The sequence below is a fragment of the Pedobacter sp. ASV12 genome (genome assembly GCF_016429155.1).
In the GTDB taxonomy this organism is placed as follows: domain Bacteria; phylum Bacteroidota; class Bacteroidia; order Sphingobacteriales; family Sphingobacteriaceae; genus Pedobacter.
Map to the genome: position 1 here is coordinate 120,437 of NZ_JAELUC010000003.1, position 15,397 is coordinate 135,833.

The 15,397-nt window shown below is 44.7% G+C and carries 16 protein-coding genes and 1 rRNA gene; 8 read left to right on the top strand and 9 right to left on the bottom strand.

The features are described 5' to 3' along the window. Positions 1 to 107: 107 nt before the first annotated feature. Both JHD69_RS02280 and JHD69_RS02285 read right to left on the bottom strand, forming a co-directional pair. Positions 108 to 1,340 (bottom strand): ABC transporter permease, encoded by a 1,233-nt coding sequence (locus JHD69_RS02280; RefSeq protein WP_199136931.1) that lies wholly within the window; start codon positions 1,338 to 1,340, stop codon positions 108 to 110. Between the two features lie 91 nt (positions 1,341 to 1,431). Further along, on the bottom strand, positions 1,432 to 1,782 hold the full coding sequence (locus JHD69_RS02285) for a HesB/IscA family protein (RefSeq protein WP_199136933.1): 351 nt from the start codon (positions 1,780 to 1,782) through the stop codon (positions 1,432 to 1,434). Between the two features lie 164 nt (positions 1,783 to 1,946). On the opposite strand from JHD69_RS02285, the gene JHD69_RS02290 reads away from it, so the two are divergent. The 3 genes from JHD69_RS02290 (at position 1,947) to dnaA (ending at position 5,701) form a co-directional block, all read left to right on the top strand. Next, on the top strand, positions 1,947 to 2,477 hold the full coding sequence (locus JHD69_RS02290; protein WP_199136935.1) for a DUF7935 family protein: 531 nt from the start codon (positions 1,947 to 1,949) through the stop codon (positions 2,475 to 2,477). Between the two features lie 52 nt (positions 2,478 to 2,529). Further along, positions 2,530 to 4,077, top strand: a complete 1,548-nt coding sequence (locus JHD69_RS02295; RefSeq protein ID WP_199136937.1) for an acyl-CoA mutase large subunit family protein — start codon at positions 2,530 to 2,532, stop codon at positions 4,075 to 4,077. Positions 4,078 to 4,270: 193 nt separating this feature from the next. Then, positions 4,271 to 5,701: a chromosomal replication initiator protein DnaA gene (gene dnaA / locus JHD69_RS02300; protein ID WP_199136939.1), complete on the top strand. Its 1,431-nt coding sequence runs from the start codon at positions 4,271 to 4,273 to the stop codon at positions 5,699 to 5,701. A gap of 68 nt (positions 5,702 to 5,769) precedes the next feature. On the opposite strand, the gene JHD69_RS02305 is transcribed toward dnaA, so the two are convergent. Beyond that, entirely contained in the window at positions 5,770 to 6,489 is a 720-nt protein-coding gene (locus tag JHD69_RS02305) for a LytR/AlgR family response regulator transcription factor (RefSeq protein WP_199136941.1), read from the bottom strand. After that, entirely contained in the window at positions 6,486 to 7,544 is a 1,059-nt protein-coding gene (locus tag JHD69_RS02310) for a sensor histidine kinase (RefSeq protein ID WP_199136943.1), read from the bottom strand. The genes JHD69_RS02305 and JHD69_RS02310 overlap by 4 nt, the downstream gene beginning before the upstream one ends. Positions 7,545 to 7,733: 189 nt before the next feature. Between JHD69_RS02310 and JHD69_RS02315 the strand changes: the two genes are divergently transcribed. Beyond that, the gene (locus JHD69_RS02315; protein ID WP_199136945.1) at positions 7,734 to 8,795 is read left to right on the top strand and encodes a DUF4932 domain-containing protein; all 1,062 of its coding nucleotides are present in this window, start codon (positions 7,734 to 7,736) and stop codon (positions 8,793 to 8,795) included. A gap of 163 nt (positions 8,796 to 8,958) precedes the next feature. Here JHD69_RS02315 and JHD69_RS02320 read toward each other — a convergent pair whose 3' ends face one another. The 5 genes from JHD69_RS02320 to JHD69_RS02340 form a co-directional block, all read right to left on the bottom strand. Further along, positions 8,959 to 9,498: an NUDIX hydrolase gene (locus tag JHD69_RS02320; RefSeq protein WP_199136947.1), complete on the bottom strand. Its 540-nt coding sequence runs from the start codon at positions 9,496 to 9,498 to the stop codon at positions 8,959 to 8,961. Positions 9,499 to 9,503: 5 nt separating this feature from the next. After that, positions 9,504 to 9,896, bottom strand: a complete 393-nt coding sequence (locus tag JHD69_RS02325) for a hypothetical protein (RefSeq protein ID WP_199136949.1) — start codon at positions 9,894 to 9,896, stop codon at positions 9,504 to 9,506. Positions 9,897 to 9,966: 70 nt separating this feature from the next. Then, complete coding sequence (locus tag JHD69_RS02330; RefSeq protein WP_199136951.1) at positions 9,967 to 10,752, bottom strand: TPM domain-containing protein; 786 nt, start codon at positions 10,750 to 10,752, stop codon at positions 9,967 to 9,969. Continuing rightward, positions 10,749 to 11,198 carry a TPM domain-containing protein gene (locus tag JHD69_RS02335; protein WP_199136953.1) on the bottom strand — a complete coding sequence of 150 codons (450 nt, stop codon included), beginning with the start codon at positions 11,196 to 11,198 and terminating at the stop codon, positions 10,749 to 10,751. The genes JHD69_RS02330 and JHD69_RS02335 overlap by 4 nt, the downstream gene beginning before the upstream one ends. A 76-nt stretch (positions 11,199 to 11,274) precedes the next feature. After that, positions 11,275 to 11,856, bottom strand: coding sequence for a LemA family protein (locus tag JHD69_RS02340; RefSeq protein WP_199136955.1), 582 nt, complete (start codon positions 11,854 to 11,856; stop codon positions 11,275 to 11,277). 240 nt (positions 11,857 to 12,096) lie between these two features. On the opposite strand from JHD69_RS02340, the gene JHD69_RS02345 reads away from it, so the two are divergent. From JHD69_RS02345 to JHD69_RS02360, 4 genes are all read left to right on the top strand, one after another. Then, positions 12,097 to 13,647 carry an NAD(P)/FAD-dependent oxidoreductase gene (locus JHD69_RS02345; RefSeq protein ID WP_199136958.1) on the top strand — a complete coding sequence of 517 codons (1,551 nt, stop codon included), beginning with the start codon at positions 12,097 to 12,099 and terminating at the stop codon, positions 13,645 to 13,647. Positions 13,648 to 13,660: 13 nt separating this feature from the next. After that, positions 13,661 to 14,128, top strand: coding sequence for a DinB family protein (locus JHD69_RS02350; RefSeq protein WP_199136960.1), 468 nt, complete (start codon positions 13,661 to 13,663; stop codon positions 14,126 to 14,128). Between the two features lie 42 nt (positions 14,129 to 14,170). After that, on the top strand, positions 14,171 to 14,530 hold the full coding sequence (locus JHD69_RS02355; RefSeq protein WP_199136962.1) for a CoA-binding protein: 360 nt from the start codon (positions 14,171 to 14,173) through the stop codon (positions 14,528 to 14,530). Positions 14,531 to 15,273: 743 nt separating this feature from the next. Continuing rightward, positions 15,274 to 15,397, top strand: a 16S ribosomal RNA gene (locus JHD69_RS02360); the annotation flags it as partial.

Below are 15,397 nucleotides of genomic sequence, written 5' to 3' on the forward strand. Positions count from 1 at the left end.
TTCATTGGTCATTAGATTGTTAAGGGCACGCTGCTATGACAATAGACCATTGGCCATCAGCCATTGACTATCAACTTCGGACCTCGGATTTCAGACTTTTCACAAGCCTACTCGTACCTCAAAGCCTCAACCGGATCCAGTTTCGAAGCTTTTTTGGCAGGGTAGTAACCTGAAACGATTCCCACGAATACGCAGATTACAAAGCCTCCACCGATAGACGACCACGGTACGATAAACGAACCGCCCATCATGCTCGAAATAATATTGCCGATGCCGATACCCAGCAAAATACCAAATGCACCACCGATCAGGCAAATTACGACGGCTTCAATCAAAAACTGCTTGCGAATTACGGCAGGGTTGGCACCGATGGCTTTTCTTACCCCGATTTCGCGGGTTCTTTCGGTAACCGAAACCAGCATAATATTCATCAGGGCGATAGAGGCGCCCAATAAGGTAATGGCGCCGATGGCCACGCCACCAATAACCACATACTTGAGGTTTTCGAACAGCGTTTGGGCAACAGCATCGCTTTTGGTGATTTCAAAATTGTTGGGTTCGCTTATTTTTACCTTTCTGATATTCCTGAATTCTGCGGTAGCCTCGCCAATAATGTTGTCCATCAAATCATTGTTGGGCACCATTACGGTGATGGTATAAGAAGGATTACTGTTGGCATTGATGAGCTTGGCCTTGAACAAGGGAATGTATACGGCCCGGTCGCTGCTGGGTCCCATGCTCGAACCCTTTGGTGCCAATACCCCAATTACCCTTAAGCGGTTGTTGCCCGCCATGATAATCTTGTCGATAGCAGGCTGGCCTTTGAACAAAATCTTTGCGATTTCGTTGCCGATAATGCAAATGTTGTTGTTGCTCAGTGCTTCGGCCGCATTAAAATTCCGCCCTTGCGAAAGTTCTAGGCCTAAAGAGCCCAATCCGTTTTCGTCAATCCCCTGGATGTTGGTGTTGGGGTTGGTTTTTTCCTGTTCGTATTTTACGGTAGAACCGAAAGTAGCATATACGCTAATGGCTACTTTGGCAGGCGTGTTCAATCGCTCCTTAAACGCAATGGCATCTTCGTAGCGGATAGACTTGAATGGTTTCGGACGTTTGCCCGAACCGCCAATACGGATGCCGGTGCCCCGGTTCCTGATGTTAAAAGAATTGGCGCCCATACTCGAAAATGCTTCGGTCATGCTTTTTTTGATCGCATCGATAGTGGTTAAGATGCCAACCAGGGCCGACAAGCCAATAGCAATAATCAATGCGGTAAGCAGGGTGCGCAGCCTATTGCTTTTAATGGATTGTAGTGCAAGCCTTACGTTTTCAGTATAAGTCATCAGATGGAGATAAAATTCGGTTGAGGATAAAAATAAAAAGTCCCGCTGTTAAGACAACGAGACCTGTTAAAATGTTACAAACAATCATGTGTTAAACCGAGAAACTCGTGCCGCAACCGCATGAGCTGGTGGCATTCGGGTTATTAAAGGTAAAGCCCCTTGCATTTAATCCGTCTTGCCAGTCTATTTGCATGCCCAAAAGGTACATTTGGTGTGCCTTATGCATGAATATTTTGATGCCGTCGATCTCAAATTCCTGATCGCCTTCTTTCTTTTGGTCAAAGCCCAAAACATAGCTCATTCCAGAGCAACCGCCGCCTTCCACACCAACGCGCAAACCAAAATCTTCGGTAATCTCTTGTTGGTCTTTCAGCTTTTTGATTTCCTTTGTTGCGGTTTCAGTAAAAGATACAGGCGCAAAAGCAGTTTCTACGTTACTCATAAAATTTAAAATTAGCAGCCCAGTTTGGCCCAATTGTTTTGGATGGCAATTAGGTTAGCAACTGTTCCAACCATTGAAAAAAATAAATTACTCAACAAATATAAATATAAATGCACATTTTTGTCCGTCGCACTTATTAATATTACGGTTTATAAACAAATAAAATGAACATTGCGCATTTTTTAACCCAAGCGGCCATCATGGGTCTGGGAGGCATTATTGCCGTAACAGTAGCTTATCTTTTGGTCAAGGGAGATATCCAGCATTACTTCAGGTTCAAATCGCTGGAGCGCCAAAAAGAGGAGCGCGCCACGTTATTGCCCTTGCGCTTGCAGGCCTATGAGCGGGTAATTATTTTTATCGAGCGCATTAACCCTGCAAACCTGCTGGTTCGTTTACACCAGTCGGGCATAGCGCTTTCGGCCTTGCAGGCCCTGATCATTAACGAGGTAAATGCCGAATACCAGCACAACATTACCCAGCAACTGTATATCAGTGCAGCAAGCTGGGACGTGGTGCGAAAGCTCAAGGACGATACCATTGCCATGATCAACAACACCGTAGAAGGATTACCACCAGAGGCCAGCGGTATAGATTTGAGTCGCAAAATACTGCTACACATGAGCAGCATCGAACAAAACCCCTACCAGCTAACCATAGATTTGCTCAAACAAGATATCCATATCCTGTTTTAGTGGCATGGCCATAGGCCACCTATATATTATAGTATAACCAAATAGATTAATTATGACGGAGAAAAAGTTCACCACCACTTCTGGTATTGAAATCAAAGATATATATACTGTTGCCAAGCCTTCGGATGAAATGCCTGGAAAGTTCCCTTTTACCAGGGGCATCCAAAAAGACATGTACCGGGGGCGTTTATGGACCATGAGGCAATATGCGGGTTTCTCTACCGCCGAAGAATCGAACAAAAGATACCACTACCTGTTGGCGCAAGGCACCATGGGGTTGTCGGTAGCTTTCGATTTGCCTACGCAGATCGGTTATGATTCGGATCATGAAATGGCCGAAGGCGAAGTAGGAAAGGTAGGCGTGGCCATCGATTCGCTGAAGGATATGGAAATCCTTTTTGATGGCATCGAGTTGCAGCAAATTACCACTTCCATGACCATCAATGCTACGGCTTCGATTTTATTGGCCATGTACATTGCCTTGGCCAAAAAGCAGGGAGCGAACTTGAAGGAAATTTCGGGAACCATCCAAAACGATATTTTAAAGGAATATGCCGCTAGGGGAACTTATATCTATCCGCCTAAGCCTTCCATGCGCATCATTACCGATATTTTTGAATACTGCAGCAAGGAAGTGCCCAAATGGAATACCATTTCTATTTCAGGCTACCACATCCGCGAAGCCGGTTCTACGGCAGTGCAGGAGCTTGCCTTTACCTTGGCCAATGGTAAAGCCTATTTAAATGCCGCTTTAGAAAAAGGCTTGGATATTAATGTATTTGCCAAGCGTTTGTCGTTCTTCTTTAATTGCCATAACAATTTCTTTGAAGAAATTGCCAAGTTCCGTGCGGCACGCCGCATGTGGGCGCACATCACCAAGGCCTTGGGCGCAACAGACGAGAAGGCCATGATGCTGCGTTTCCATACGCAAACCGGGGGATCTACCTTAACGGCACAACAACCGCTAAACAATGTGGTGCGGGTAGCCAACCAGGCTATGGCCGCCGTGTTGGGCGGTACACAATCGCTACACACCAATGGCTACGACGAGGCGCTTTCGCTTCCTACCGAAGCCGCGGCCAAAATCGCCTTGCGCACTCAGCAGGTTATTGCTTTCGAGAGTGGCATTACCGATACGGTTGATCCTTTGGCGGGCTCTTATTTTGTAGAAAGCCTGACCGATGAAATCGAGGCGGCAGCTTTGGCCTATATCGATAAGATCGATGCCATGGGCGGTTCGGTCAATGCCATCGAAAATGGCTACATCCAACAAGAGATTGCCAACTCGGCCTACCAGTACCAAAAGGAGATTGAAAGTGCCGAGCGGATCATTGTGGGGGTGAACAAATTTACCCAGGAAACCGAGGCCTTAACCGAGGTGCTCAACATCGACGAATCGATCAGGACCATACAAACCGAGAAGCTCAACAAGCTCAAGGCCGAGCGTAATAACGATGCGGTGAAAATTAGTTTGGAAAATTTGAAGGAAGCGGCAAAAACGGAACGGAATTTGATGCCTTATATCTTGGCTGCAGTAGAGGAATACGCCACTTTGGGCGAAATTGCCGATAGCCTCAGAAGTGTGTTCGGAGAGTATTAAATTGGGGTTAAAAAATAGTTATCCACATAAAAAATTTAGGTTAACTAGTTTATGCTACTGCTGATGAAGTACTTACAAATTAATTCAAAATTTTGTTTTTTTTGTTGATAATTTTTTGAATATTCGATGTCTCGAAAGGGCACATCCGTAATGCCCTTCTTAGAACTGAAAACCAACAAATTACAGAATTACAATGGAAAAAACTTGTACAGAAGTATGGAAGAACTGTCTTCAAATTATTAAGGATAACATTCCGAACCAAAGTTTCAAAACCTGGTTCGAACCGATATCAGCACTTAAATTGGAAGGCAAAGTTTTAACCATACAAGTGCCTAGTTTATTCTTTTACGAGTGGTTGGAAGAACACTATGTTGGCTTGCTTCGCAAAACGGTAAAGAAGCAATTGGGAGATGAGGGCCGACTGGAATATAACATCGTAGTAGACAAGTCGTCTAACTCGGGTTCTCCCTACACCACCAACATGCCTTCTAACGGAAATGGCGCTGAAGCAAAGATCCAATCGATGCCCATCCCGGTAGCTATTAATAAAGACATTAAAAACCCTTTTATTATACCAGGCCTTAAAAAGCTGAACGTAGATCCGCAGTTAAATCCGAACTATACTTTCGATAATTACATTGAGGGCGATTGCAACCGCTTGGCTCGCTCTGCCGGTTATGCCGTAGCCGCAAAACCTGGAGGTACCTCGTTCAATCCACTGATGATTTATGGTGGCGTAGGTTTGGGCAAAACCCACCTGGCGCAAGCCATTGGCAACGAGATCAAGCGCAACATGCCCGATAAACTGGTGATTTATGTGTCGTGCGAAAAGTTCTGCCAACAGTTTGTCGACTCGTTAAAGAATAATACAATCAACGATTTTGTGAACTTCTACCAAGCCATGGATGTTATCATCATGGACGATGTACACAATTTCGCAGGCAAAGAAAAAACCCAGGATATCTTCTTCCACATTTTTAACCATTTGCACCAATCGGGCAAACAGGTAATCCTAACCTCTGATAAGGCACCTAAAGATCTGGCCGGTTTGGAAGAGCGCCTGTTGAGCCGTTTCAAATGGGGGCTTTCGGCCGACTTGCAGATCCCTGATTTGGAAACCCGCATTGCCATCCTGAAGAAAAAGATGTATGCCGATGGCATCGAACTGCCGGGAGAGGTGATCGAATATGTAGCGCACAACATCGATAACAATGTGCGTGAGCTGGAAGGTGCCATGGTTTCGCTATTGGCGCAATCGACCCTGAACAAAAAAGACATCGATTTGGCCTTGGCCAAGCAGATGCTGAAGAACTTCATCAAAAACACTTCGAAAGAAATTTCGATGGAGTATATCCAGAAACTGGTATGCGAATATTTCGAGGTGCCGGTTGACATGGTGAAATCGCAAACCCGTAAGCGCGAAATTGTACAGGCTCGTCAAATTTCTATGTATTTGTCGAAAAGCCATACCAAATCTTCGCTTAAAACCATTGGGGCTTTCTTTGGCGGACGCGATCACTCTACCGTAATCTATGCTTGCCAAACGGTAGAAGACCTGATCGAAACGGATAAGAAGTTCAAAGCTTACGTTAACGATATCCAGAAAAAACTGAAGATGAGTTAATATATATTGGGAAATTATAATTCAACAGAAACCCCGTTCAGATTCTATATCAGAACGGGGCTTTTTGTTTAGGAGCCCTTGGGTTCGATCTGTTTGTAAAAAGCTTCCCGATAGGCGTCGCCCAAAGGAATGACTTCGCTGCCTATAAAAATACGATTGCGTTCTATGCTTTTGATCTTGCCTATGCCCACGATATATGATTTGTGTACGCGGGCAAACTGTGCAGATGGCAATTGCTCTTCCAGCTTTTTAATGTTCTGCAAGGAAACGATTTTTTCGGTTTCGGTATAAATAGTGACGTAATTTTGCAGGCCCTCTGCATATAAAATGGTGTGGAGGTCTATCTTTACCAATTTGTACTCGCTCCGTACAAAAATGTAGTCGGCTGGCTTGGCATTGGACAAGGGCAAGCTGGTATTTGTTGGAACTGTTCTTTCCAATACCTCTTTCGCTTTTTGTACGGCTTTGTAAAAACGTTCGAAAGCGATGGGCTTGAGCAGGTAGTCGATGGCGTCGTTCTCAAATCCGTCTAAGGCATACTCGGCGTAAGCGGTAGTTAAAATAACCTTGCATTTGCCTTGTGCAATCTTCATCAGCTGTATGCCTGTGAGCTGGGGCATCTGGATATCCAAAAAAACAAGATCTATCTTTTCGTCCATGATCAGTTGCAGGGCTTCCAAGGGATGCGTGGTGCTATGTACCAGCGTTAAAAAGGAGATTTGGCTTACATAATCGGTGAGGATGTCGATGGCCAACGGCTTGTCGTCTATGATAAGGCACCTGATCATTGCAAGTTGATTTGAAGTATAATGGTAAATGTAGTGTTTTCATCGCCAATGTCCAGCGTATGTTGTTGCGGATAAATGAGGCTAAGCCTTCTTTGCACGTTGCTAAGTCCTATGCCACCGGTCTTGTCTTTCTGGTGGTGGTTTTTGAGGTTGAAAACTTTGAAGACCATGTGCTGGCCGGTAATACCCATCTGGATTTGTATGGGGTTTTCACGATCGTCGAATACGCCATGCTTAAAGGCATTTTCAACAAAGTTGATCAAGATGAGCGGTGCAATTTTTAGGCCTTCGGTATGGCCTTCTACCTTAAAGTCGATATAGGCATTTCCCTTTTGGCCAATTTTATGCAGTTCGATCACGTTGTGCAGGTAGCCGATTTCCTTATCCAACGGTACCAATTGCTCGTCGCTTTCCTTGAGCATGTAGCGCAGCAGGGCCGATAATTTGAGTACGGCTGCAGGGGCATCGTCAGAACGGCGATAGGTGAGGGCATAAATATCGTTTAAGGTGTTGAACAAAAAGTGCGGATTGATCTGCGATTTGAGGAAGGCTAGCTCTGTGGTTATTTTTTCCTGTTCCAGTTCCTTCTTTTTGCGATTGCTGATGTACCATTCGTTGATGAAGAAAAAAATAAGGCCATAACTGAAGTAACTATATAAAGAATAGAGCAAGGCATTTTTGATGTACCAGGAAGTTTCGGGGATATTGCCAAAGTAATTGTCGAAATCCAAATAGGGCTTGAGCACCCAAAATTCGATTATATAACGGTAGCCGACAATAAAAATACAAAGGGCAAGGGTGGCTAAAATGCTTTGGATCCATTTTTTGTGTCTGAAAGCCAGGGGCGCGATCCAATAAGCCACGCCGTAAAAAACAACGATGCCCGAAAACAAATAGCCCAAGTTTACCCCAAGGTATTTGGCAAAAAGCGCAAAAGAATTGATATCGTTGCTATAAGACCGGTAAGCCTTGCTAAAGTATTTGGGCAGTAAATCGTTTAAAAGAAACACTGTCCACACCAGTACATGCAAGCCGATTTTGTATTTTTTCTGCATCAGCCAAATATATCATCAATTAACCAATTGGACGAGCAAAATACACCAACGCCGTTTTTTTAGGTACAAACCGGCAAAGACATGGGTTGTTATTCGATTAAGGCGTTGGTCAATACATTTGGTCGGTTGGTCAATTTAAGCGGGTTGCTTTGGGGCAGGGCATACATCTTTGCCCAAAAAACCAATCGAATGAAAAAGATCAAATTATTGGCACTTGCTTTTTTACTGATGAGCAGTGCACGAGCCCAACAAAAACTGATTGTTAAGGTTCATCCCGGCGTAGAGCTGTTTACCATTGTCCAAATCCTGGCCGACAAATTTCCAGCACCCAATCCGTCTGCCTATAGCAAAGAAGTGATGGATTATTTTGGCAAATACAAGGAGCATCCGGCAGTGCTTAAGGTAAAAAGCTTTAACAAGGTTTATACCGATTTGACGGAACTGGGTTGGACCATGAGCGATTTTCCGAACATCAGGATTTACGAGCCTACCGAAGAACTGAACTGGTATAAAAACTATGGCAAGGAAAATGTGCTGGAGTATATCAGGCTGTGCAAGGATTTTTTTAGAGATACCAAGTTTTGGGATTTTTATCAGGCTCATGCCAAACAGTACGAAGAATGGGGGCAAGGCATTAAACAAAACGTAAGCGATAGCGGTACCATGCAGCAGCTGCAGCAATTCTACGGCTTTAACACTGATGTAACCTGGTACATCTGTATCGATCCGCTAAACAGCTGGGGTTCGCATGCCATTACCACTAAAAACATCAATCCACAGTTCAGCAATATGGTTGTGTACAATACGGGTTATTTCAATACCAAATCAACTGTGGCCGACAAGCCTTTTTTCGAATACAAAGGTTTCGATTATTTGGTGTGGCACGAAGGAAGCCATATATTTTTAGAGCCTTCTTTTAAAAAGTACAAAAAAGAGATCGACGCAATGGCTTATCTCTATAACAAAGACGATGAGGGCATGAAACGAAATGGCATCGGTTCGTGGGAATATTGCCTCAACGAAAATATGGTCAGGGCAATTGTAGGAAGCCTATACAAAAAGTATCGTACCGAGAGAGAATTTAAAAGGCAGGTTGCCAGAGAAACGGCCAGCGATTTTATTTATGTAGAAGATCTGGTGCCATTTATTATTGATAATTACGGAGAGGGGAAAAAATATACCAAATTTGAAGATTTCTTCCCGGCTATGCTGCAGATGCTCAAAGAGAAACATCCGCCGGTTGGTAAGTAGTATAATTACCCATAAGTTGACAGGTTTATGTTGGTCCGGAAAACATTTCCGGACCAACATAATAACTGCGGATTTGTAATTCGCATTGCATCGGGCGATTTGTTAAGCTGTGGCTTACTCAGCGTTTCACTTCTTCGCAATGCACATTACGCTATTCGCAATACTAAATTTTCATCAAGCCATAAAAAAGTGCGGCCGCGTGGAGCGCCTGGTCTATTTTGTTGTCGGCCAGCAATTGCTTGACTTCTTCAATGGTGTATTCTTCTACGTTTAAAATCTCGTGCTCATCCAAATGCTGTTCGTGCGTTTTTGTGCCTCCGGTTAGCAAGTAGGTAAAAGTTCTGTTGGTGGAGGTTGCCGGATTGGGATAAAGCGTTGCAATCAGTTCGCAGGTTTCGAAACTGTAGCCTGTTTCTTCCAGCAGCTCGCGCTTGATGGCTGTTTCGGGATCTTCGCCATCGTCTATTACGCCACCCGGAATTTCGAGCGAAACGATCTCTGCCGCAAAGCGGTACTGGCGCACCATAATGATTTTATTTTCCTTGGTCAGGGCAATCGCGTTTACCCAATTTGGGTATTCGAGTACATAATAATCGTCTTTCACCGTTCCGTTGGGCAGCTTGCAGGTGTCTACGCGCAAAGTTGCCCATTTTTCTCTAACCAGGTATTTTGAGGCGAGTTTCTGCCACTTTAAGATTTCCATGTTTGTTATAGGTATTGTTGTATACTATCTTGCCGCTTCAAATTGGCCAAATGCACTGTATGATGTTTGCTTGCCAATGTTTGATAAACGAGGACAAGCCTGGTGGCCAAAAGTTTGTTGGCCAAAGGTTCTCCATTCGGATCGATTTCATTGAACAGAAACTGACCCAGCATATCCAATTTCTCGGCGGGCCAATCGCTTTGTTCGAGCCAAAGTCCAAAGGCATCGGGTTCTGAAGCGTACAGTGTTTCTGGTTTTAGGCCAAAGCTCGAAGCCAATGTTTGTTGCAGGAGCTCATCGGAAGCCACAAAATCGCCATCCTGCTTAAGACCTATGATACGAGCCAAAACCTGGGCAAGTTTTTCTATTTCTGCTGTAATGAGGTCTCTTCTGTACATGTTGAGCACTGTAAAATTGTAATGGTTTAGGGTTGTAACGTTAAAGCGGTTGTTGAGGCCTAACTAAACACTACCAGCTGCCGCTGCTGCCGCCACCGCCAAAACTGCCTCCGCCGAAGCCTCCAAATCCTCCACCTCCGCCAGAGCCCCCGCCGAAACCTCCTCCAAATCCTCCGCCACCAGAGCCGCCGCGGCCTCCACCTAAGAGCATGCTCCAGAAAAACGCATCAGCAACGCCTCTGCCGCCAATCACCTGACTGCCATTACCGCCTCCGCCTTTGCGAATGATGAGAAAGATAACAACAATGATAATCAGCACAATGATACCTGCTGTGCCTTTGCCACCAGGTGTTTTAGCTTTGGGATTGGTGTTTTTGTATTCGCCTTTGATGAGCGAGATGATCGAATTGGTTCCGACATCAATGCCACGATAGTAATCGCCGTCCTTAAAGTAGGGTTTGATGTCGTTTTCAATGATCCGTTTGGTGTATACATCTGGTAAAGCACCTTCAAGACCGTAGCCTGTTTGGATGGAAAGCTTCCGATCGCCCAGGGCGATTAAAAGTACAACGCCATTGTTTTTCGTTTTGTCGCCGCCAACGCCCCATTTCCTGCCCAGTTCCAACGCATACTCGTTAATGTCGTAATCGCCCACCGATTTTACGATCACAACCGCAATCTGGTTGGAGGTAGAATCATCGAAAGCAACCAATTTTCGTTCTAGATTGGCAATTTGTTCGACGGTTAGGGTTTGGGTATAATCGTTGACCAAGGTAGTGGGCTTAGCCGGAAAATCCTGGGTAAAACCAAGGTGATAGCTTAATGCTAAGACAAAAAAGATGATGAGTTTCTTCATTTGGTGGTTTTTTCTGCCTGGTCTATAAATACAATATCGTTAGGCAGCTCATTGACATCGCCATTTTGATAAGGAAAATACAGCGCCAGTTTTTCGCCTGCCAAAGAAATTCCCGCAATCAGGCCATCTGCCAAATTGCCACTCATGAAATGTGCTTTCATGGCCACTTGTGCGGTTTCCCAAAAATCGTCGGGTACCAGTTTGTCGATACCGCGATCGCCGATGATGGCAAATTTATGGTCTTCGTGAGCCAGATAAATCAATACGCCGTTATGGTGCGAGGTCTTGTCCATGCCCAGTTCTGCAAAATATTGAGTGGCCCGTTCTATGGCACTACCATGGCAATGTTTTTCAACGGCTATCCTTATTTCGCCCGAGGTTGCTTTTTCTGCTTCGGCTATGGCGTTGGCTATCTGTTCTTGTTCTTGTGTACTGAAAAGAGGCATGTGTGTATTTTTATAAGAAAGGGTAATGCGTGTTTTGGTTTAAAACAGGCATTACCCTAAAATGTTGGGTCGGTAACTAAAATTCTACTTTAGGAGCGTTTTGGGCGCCAGCATCGGCTTTGAAGCCTGCTTTAGGGCTAAAACCGAACATTCCTGCTGTTAAATTATTAGGGAACGATCTTACTTTGGTATTGTAAACCTGTACCGATTCGTTAAAATCCTTGCGGGCAACGGTAATGCGGTTCTCGGTGCCTTCCAATTGGGCAGACAAGTCCCTGAACTGATCGGTAGCTTTTAGTTCCGGATAGTTTTCGGTCAATACCATCAAACGGCCTAGTGCTTGGCTAATCTGGCCTTGTGCCGCCTGGTATTTTTCGATGTTCTCTTCGGTAAGCTTGTTAGGGTCAACCGTAATTTGGCTGGCTTTTGAACGAGCTTCGATTACCGCAGTTAAAGTGCCCTGCTCAAATTTGGCCGCGCCTTTAACGGTACTCACCAAGTTAGGGATCAAATCGGCCCTGCGTTGATACTGGGTTTCAACCTGGTTCCATTTGGTTTTTACGTCTTCGTCTAATTTTACAAGACCATTATAACCACATCCGCCAATTAAAGCTAACAAAGCCACAACTACGACTATTCCTATTACTACGTTTTTCATTTTGTTATTTTGTTTTTAGGTTTCTATTTCAAATTAGATAGCAATATCCATACCTTGTTACTAAAGAAGACAAATTGCTGACAAGTTGCCATATCCCCAATTGTAACAGGTTCAAACTAAGGTAGTAAAAAGATAGCATATTTGGGAGAGATAAGCCGTAACCTGGTTCAGGATGTATAGATAATTAGCTATCAATTTAGTAATTTTGTATTATTCGGGATAAAAACCCGGCTAGCCTTTATGCAAAAAGAAATCGAAATTACCATTGTCCCAGAACAGGTGGGCAATCCAGCAGCTATTCTGGTTCAATTGGCTAAAGCCCTAAACGTTAAAGCAGACACGATCAGGCACCACCAGGTGCTGAAACGCTCTATCGACGCCCGGTCGAGGAGGGGCGTGGTATACCGTTTGCAGGTTCGGGCCTATATTAATGAAGAAGCACCGGTACCAGAAAAACTGGCAAGCTATCCTAAAGTGAAGGATACCAGGCGCGTAATCATTGTAGGCGCTGGTCCGGCTGGCCTTTTTGCGGCCTTGCAATGCATCGAAAACGGATTGAAGCCCATTGTGGTAGAACGCGGCAAGGACGTGAAGCAGCGTCGGCGCGATTTGGCCGCCATCAATAAGCAAGGCCTAGTCAACACCGAATCTAATTATTGCTATGGCGAGGGCGGGGCAGGGACCTATTCTGATGGCAAGCTCTACACCCGTTCCAACAAGCGTGGCGATATTAATAAGGTATTGCAACTATTTGTGGCGCATGGCGCAACTGAAGATATCCTAATTGATGCCCGCCCTCATATCGGAACCAATAAGCTGCCACAAATTATTACGGCCATCAGGGAAACCATCCTCCAGGCCGGAGGAGAAGTGCTGTTTGATGCCAAGCTTACCGACCTGATTTTAGCCAATGGCGAGGTTAAGGGCATTGTGGTTAACCAAGACCAGGAGCTGCTTGCCGATTCGGTCATCCTGGCAACCGGCCATTCGGCTAGGGATATTTACGAGTTGCTCAACCAGAAGAACATCCTGATTGAGGCTAAGCCCTTTGCGCTCGGCGTAAGGATTGAGCATCCCCAACAGATTATAGACAGTGCCCAATATCATTGCGATGTGAGAAGCGAGTTTTTGCCACCAGCCTATTATAGTATGGTAGAACAGGTAAAGGCCAGAGGCGTATTCTCGTTCTGCATGTGCCCCGGAGGTATCATTGCGCCATGCGCTACAGGTTTGGATGAAATTGTGGTGAATGGCTGGTCGCCTTCCAAAAGAAACAACCCCTTTGCCAACTCGGGTACGGTGGTTCAGGTTACGCTCGACGATGTGCAGGGCTACGACCCCTTGCGGATGTTGAACTTCCAGTCGGAAATAGAACACTTGGCATTTGAAGCCGGTGGAGGCCATTTGGTGGCGCCCGCCCAACGCATGGTCGATTTTGTAGAAAACAAGCTTTCGATCTCGCTTCCTAAAAACTCTTACCTACCGGGAACCAAAAGCGTAATGCTGGATAATATCCTGCCCGACTTTGTAGCGTCGAGCCTAAAAGCCGCGTTGCCCTTGTTCGGTAAGAAAATGAGAGGCTATTATACCAACGAGGCCATACTGGTAGGTGTGGAAAGCCGTACCTCTTCACCGGTTCGTATTCCGCGCGATAAGGAAAACTACCAGCATCCGCAGGTTAAGGGTTTGTATCCTTGTGCCGAAGGTGCCGGTTATGCCGGAGGGATTGTTTCGGCGGCGATAGATGGGATCAATTGTGCCAATGCCATTTTAAACAATTCATCTTCGTAAACGTTAATAGTTTATGATCAATTTAGCAGACGAACTTAGCAAGGCTTATAATGGCGATCCATGGCATGGAAGCAATACGCTCGATTTGCTTAGGGCAGCCAATGCCGAAAAGGTTTTTACCCATCCCATTCCCGATGCGCATTCTATTGCCGAGCTGGCGTTGCATTTAACGGCTTGGACCGAAGAAACAATAGCTAGGATAAATGGCCATCCGGCTAAGGAACCGGCACTTGGCGATTGGCCTGTTCCGAACGAAAATTCTGCCGAGGAATGGGAACGGATCTTGAATGGATTTAAGGTGGCGAATGAAAAATTGATTGCCCTTTGTGGCCAACTGGGCAGCCATCAATGGGATGCCGCAACAAAAGATGAGCGTAATCCAACCTTGGGCACCGGCGTGAACAATGCCGAACTGATCAATGGTCTGGTGCAACATCATGCGTACCATGCCGGTCAAGTAGCCTTATTGTTAAAGTTTTAATAACCTATTTATATCATTTAAACCAAGCCATACATGAAAGACATGAAGAAGACACTGATTATAGGCGCTACCCCAAATGAAGATAGGTATGCCTACCGTGCCGCACAGCAGCTAACCGCAAAAGGGCATCCGATTGTGAACATAGGAATTAAACATGGAAAGGTTGCAGGCGTAGAAATAGAAAAGCCCGGACAGATTTACACCGACATAGATACCATTACCTTATATATAGGTCCGGCTTTGCAGAATAGTTATTATGGTTATATCCTGCAAACCAAACCCAAACGCGTAATTTTTAATCCTGGAACCGAGAATCCCGCATTGGAACAAGCGCTCAAGGAACATGGAATAGAGCCTGTAGAAGCATGTACCTTGGTGTTGTTAAGCATTGGACAGTACTAGCTTGAAGAGGGCTTTTAATGATTGGAGATGGGGTGCGAGAAATTGCATCCCATTTTTTCTTGTTGTAAATCATACACTTACTAAAAATAACGAAATTTTATTGTTCTGTTGTTTTTAGATTAAAAAACAATTTCTACCTTTGCACTCCGCTTCGGAAGGAAGGGGGCTAAAGATTGAAAGGATTTGAAAACATGGATAGCTGGCTTAGGCAGGCTATTATTGAACAAAGAGCGTTAATCTATTGAATAGCAGAAAGGGAAAATAAATTTTAAAATTTATTTTCGGGAAACGAAAAAGTTTTCTACCTTTGCAACCCGCTTCGGAAGGAACGGAAAACCCGGAAGGGGAGTTTGAAAGGCAGAAAGGGAAAAGAAAAAAAATAAAATTTTTTTCTTGGAAATCAAAAAGAAGTTTCTACCTTTGCAATCCCAAACGAAACGGGAAGTTCACCGACGGATGTCGGAAGGACAAAACAAAAGAAAGATTGAAATAAGCGAGAGGAGTTGAGGAGCATTAAGGCCGATACAAAACAAGCTTAAAGATATAACAGATTGCCGAGAGGTTAAATCGAAAAGTTCATTAAAAGGATATCATTTTTATACAACGCAGCGAGGCAAACATTTAGTACACAAAGTACATGTGGTCTCGATGTTTCTTAAGTCTAATTCTAACAGACAATTTTTATTAGAATAATAAGACTATTTAGAATAACAAAATAGTCAGAGATTCAAACACAACATTTTACAATGGAGAGTTTGATCCTGGCTCAGGATGAACGCTAGCGGCAGGCCTAATACATGCAAGTCGAGGGGTATGGCGGTGCTTGCACTGCCAGAGACCGGCGCACGGGTGCGTAACGCGTATGCA

Excerpts from the sequence above, each read along its gene's own strand:
- JHD69_RS02280 (WP_199136931.1), bottom strand. The coding sequence starts at position 1,340 with ATGACTTATACTGAAAACGTAAGGCTTGCACTACAATCCATTAAAAGC.
- JHD69_RS02285 (WP_199136933.1), bottom strand. The coding sequence starts at position 1,782 with ATGAGTAACGTAGAAACTGCTTTTGCGCCTGTATCTTTTACTGAAACC.
- JHD69_RS02290 (WP_199136935.1), top strand. The coding sequence starts at position 1,947 with ATGAACATTGCGCATTTTTTAACCCAAGCGGCCATCATGGGTCTGGGA.
- JHD69_RS02295 (WP_199136937.1), top strand. The coding sequence starts at position 2,530 with ATGACGGAGAAAAAGTTCACCACCACTTCTGGTATTGAAATCAAAGAT.
- dnaA (WP_199136939.1), top strand. The coding sequence starts at position 4,271 with ATGGAAAAAACTTGTACAGAAGTATGGAAGAACTGTCTTCAAATTATT.
- JHD69_RS02305 (WP_199136941.1), bottom strand. The coding sequence starts at position 6,489 with ATGATCAGGTGCCTTATCATAGACGACAAGCCGTTGGCCATCGACATC.
- JHD69_RS02310 (WP_199136943.1), bottom strand. The coding sequence starts at position 7,544 with ATGCAGAAAAAATACAAAATCGGCTTGCATGTACTGGTGTGGACAGTG.
- JHD69_RS02315 (WP_199136945.1), top strand. The coding sequence starts at position 7,734 with ATGAAAAAGATCAAATTATTGGCACTTGCTTTTTTACTGATGAGCAGT.
- JHD69_RS02320 (WP_199136947.1), bottom strand. The coding sequence starts at position 9,498 with ATGGAAATCTTAAAGTGGCAGAAACTCGCCTCAAAATACCTGGTTAGA.
- JHD69_RS02325 (WP_199136949.1), bottom strand. The coding sequence starts at position 9,896 with ATGTACAGAAGAGACCTCATTACAGCAGAAATAGAAAAACTTGCCCAG.
- JHD69_RS02330 (WP_199136951.1), bottom strand. The coding sequence starts at position 10,752 with ATGAAGAAACTCATCATCTTTTTTGTCTTAGCATTAAGCTATCACCTT.
- JHD69_RS02335 (WP_199136953.1), bottom strand. The coding sequence starts at position 11,198 with ATGCCTCTTTTCAGTACACAAGAACAAGAACAGATAGCCAACGCCATA.
- JHD69_RS02340 (WP_199136955.1), bottom strand. The coding sequence starts at position 11,856 with ATGAAAAACGTAGTAATAGGAATAGTCGTAGTTGTGGCTTTGTTAGCT.
- JHD69_RS02345 (WP_199136958.1), top strand. The coding sequence starts at position 12,097 with ATGCAAAAAGAAATCGAAATTACCATTGTCCCAGAACAGGTGGGCAAT.
- JHD69_RS02350 (WP_199136960.1), top strand. The coding sequence starts at position 13,661 with ATGATCAATTTAGCAGACGAACTTAGCAAGGCTTATAATGGCGATCCA.
- JHD69_RS02355 (WP_199136962.1), top strand. The coding sequence starts at position 14,171 with ATGAAGAAGACACTGATTATAGGCGCTACCCCAAATGAAGATAGGTAT.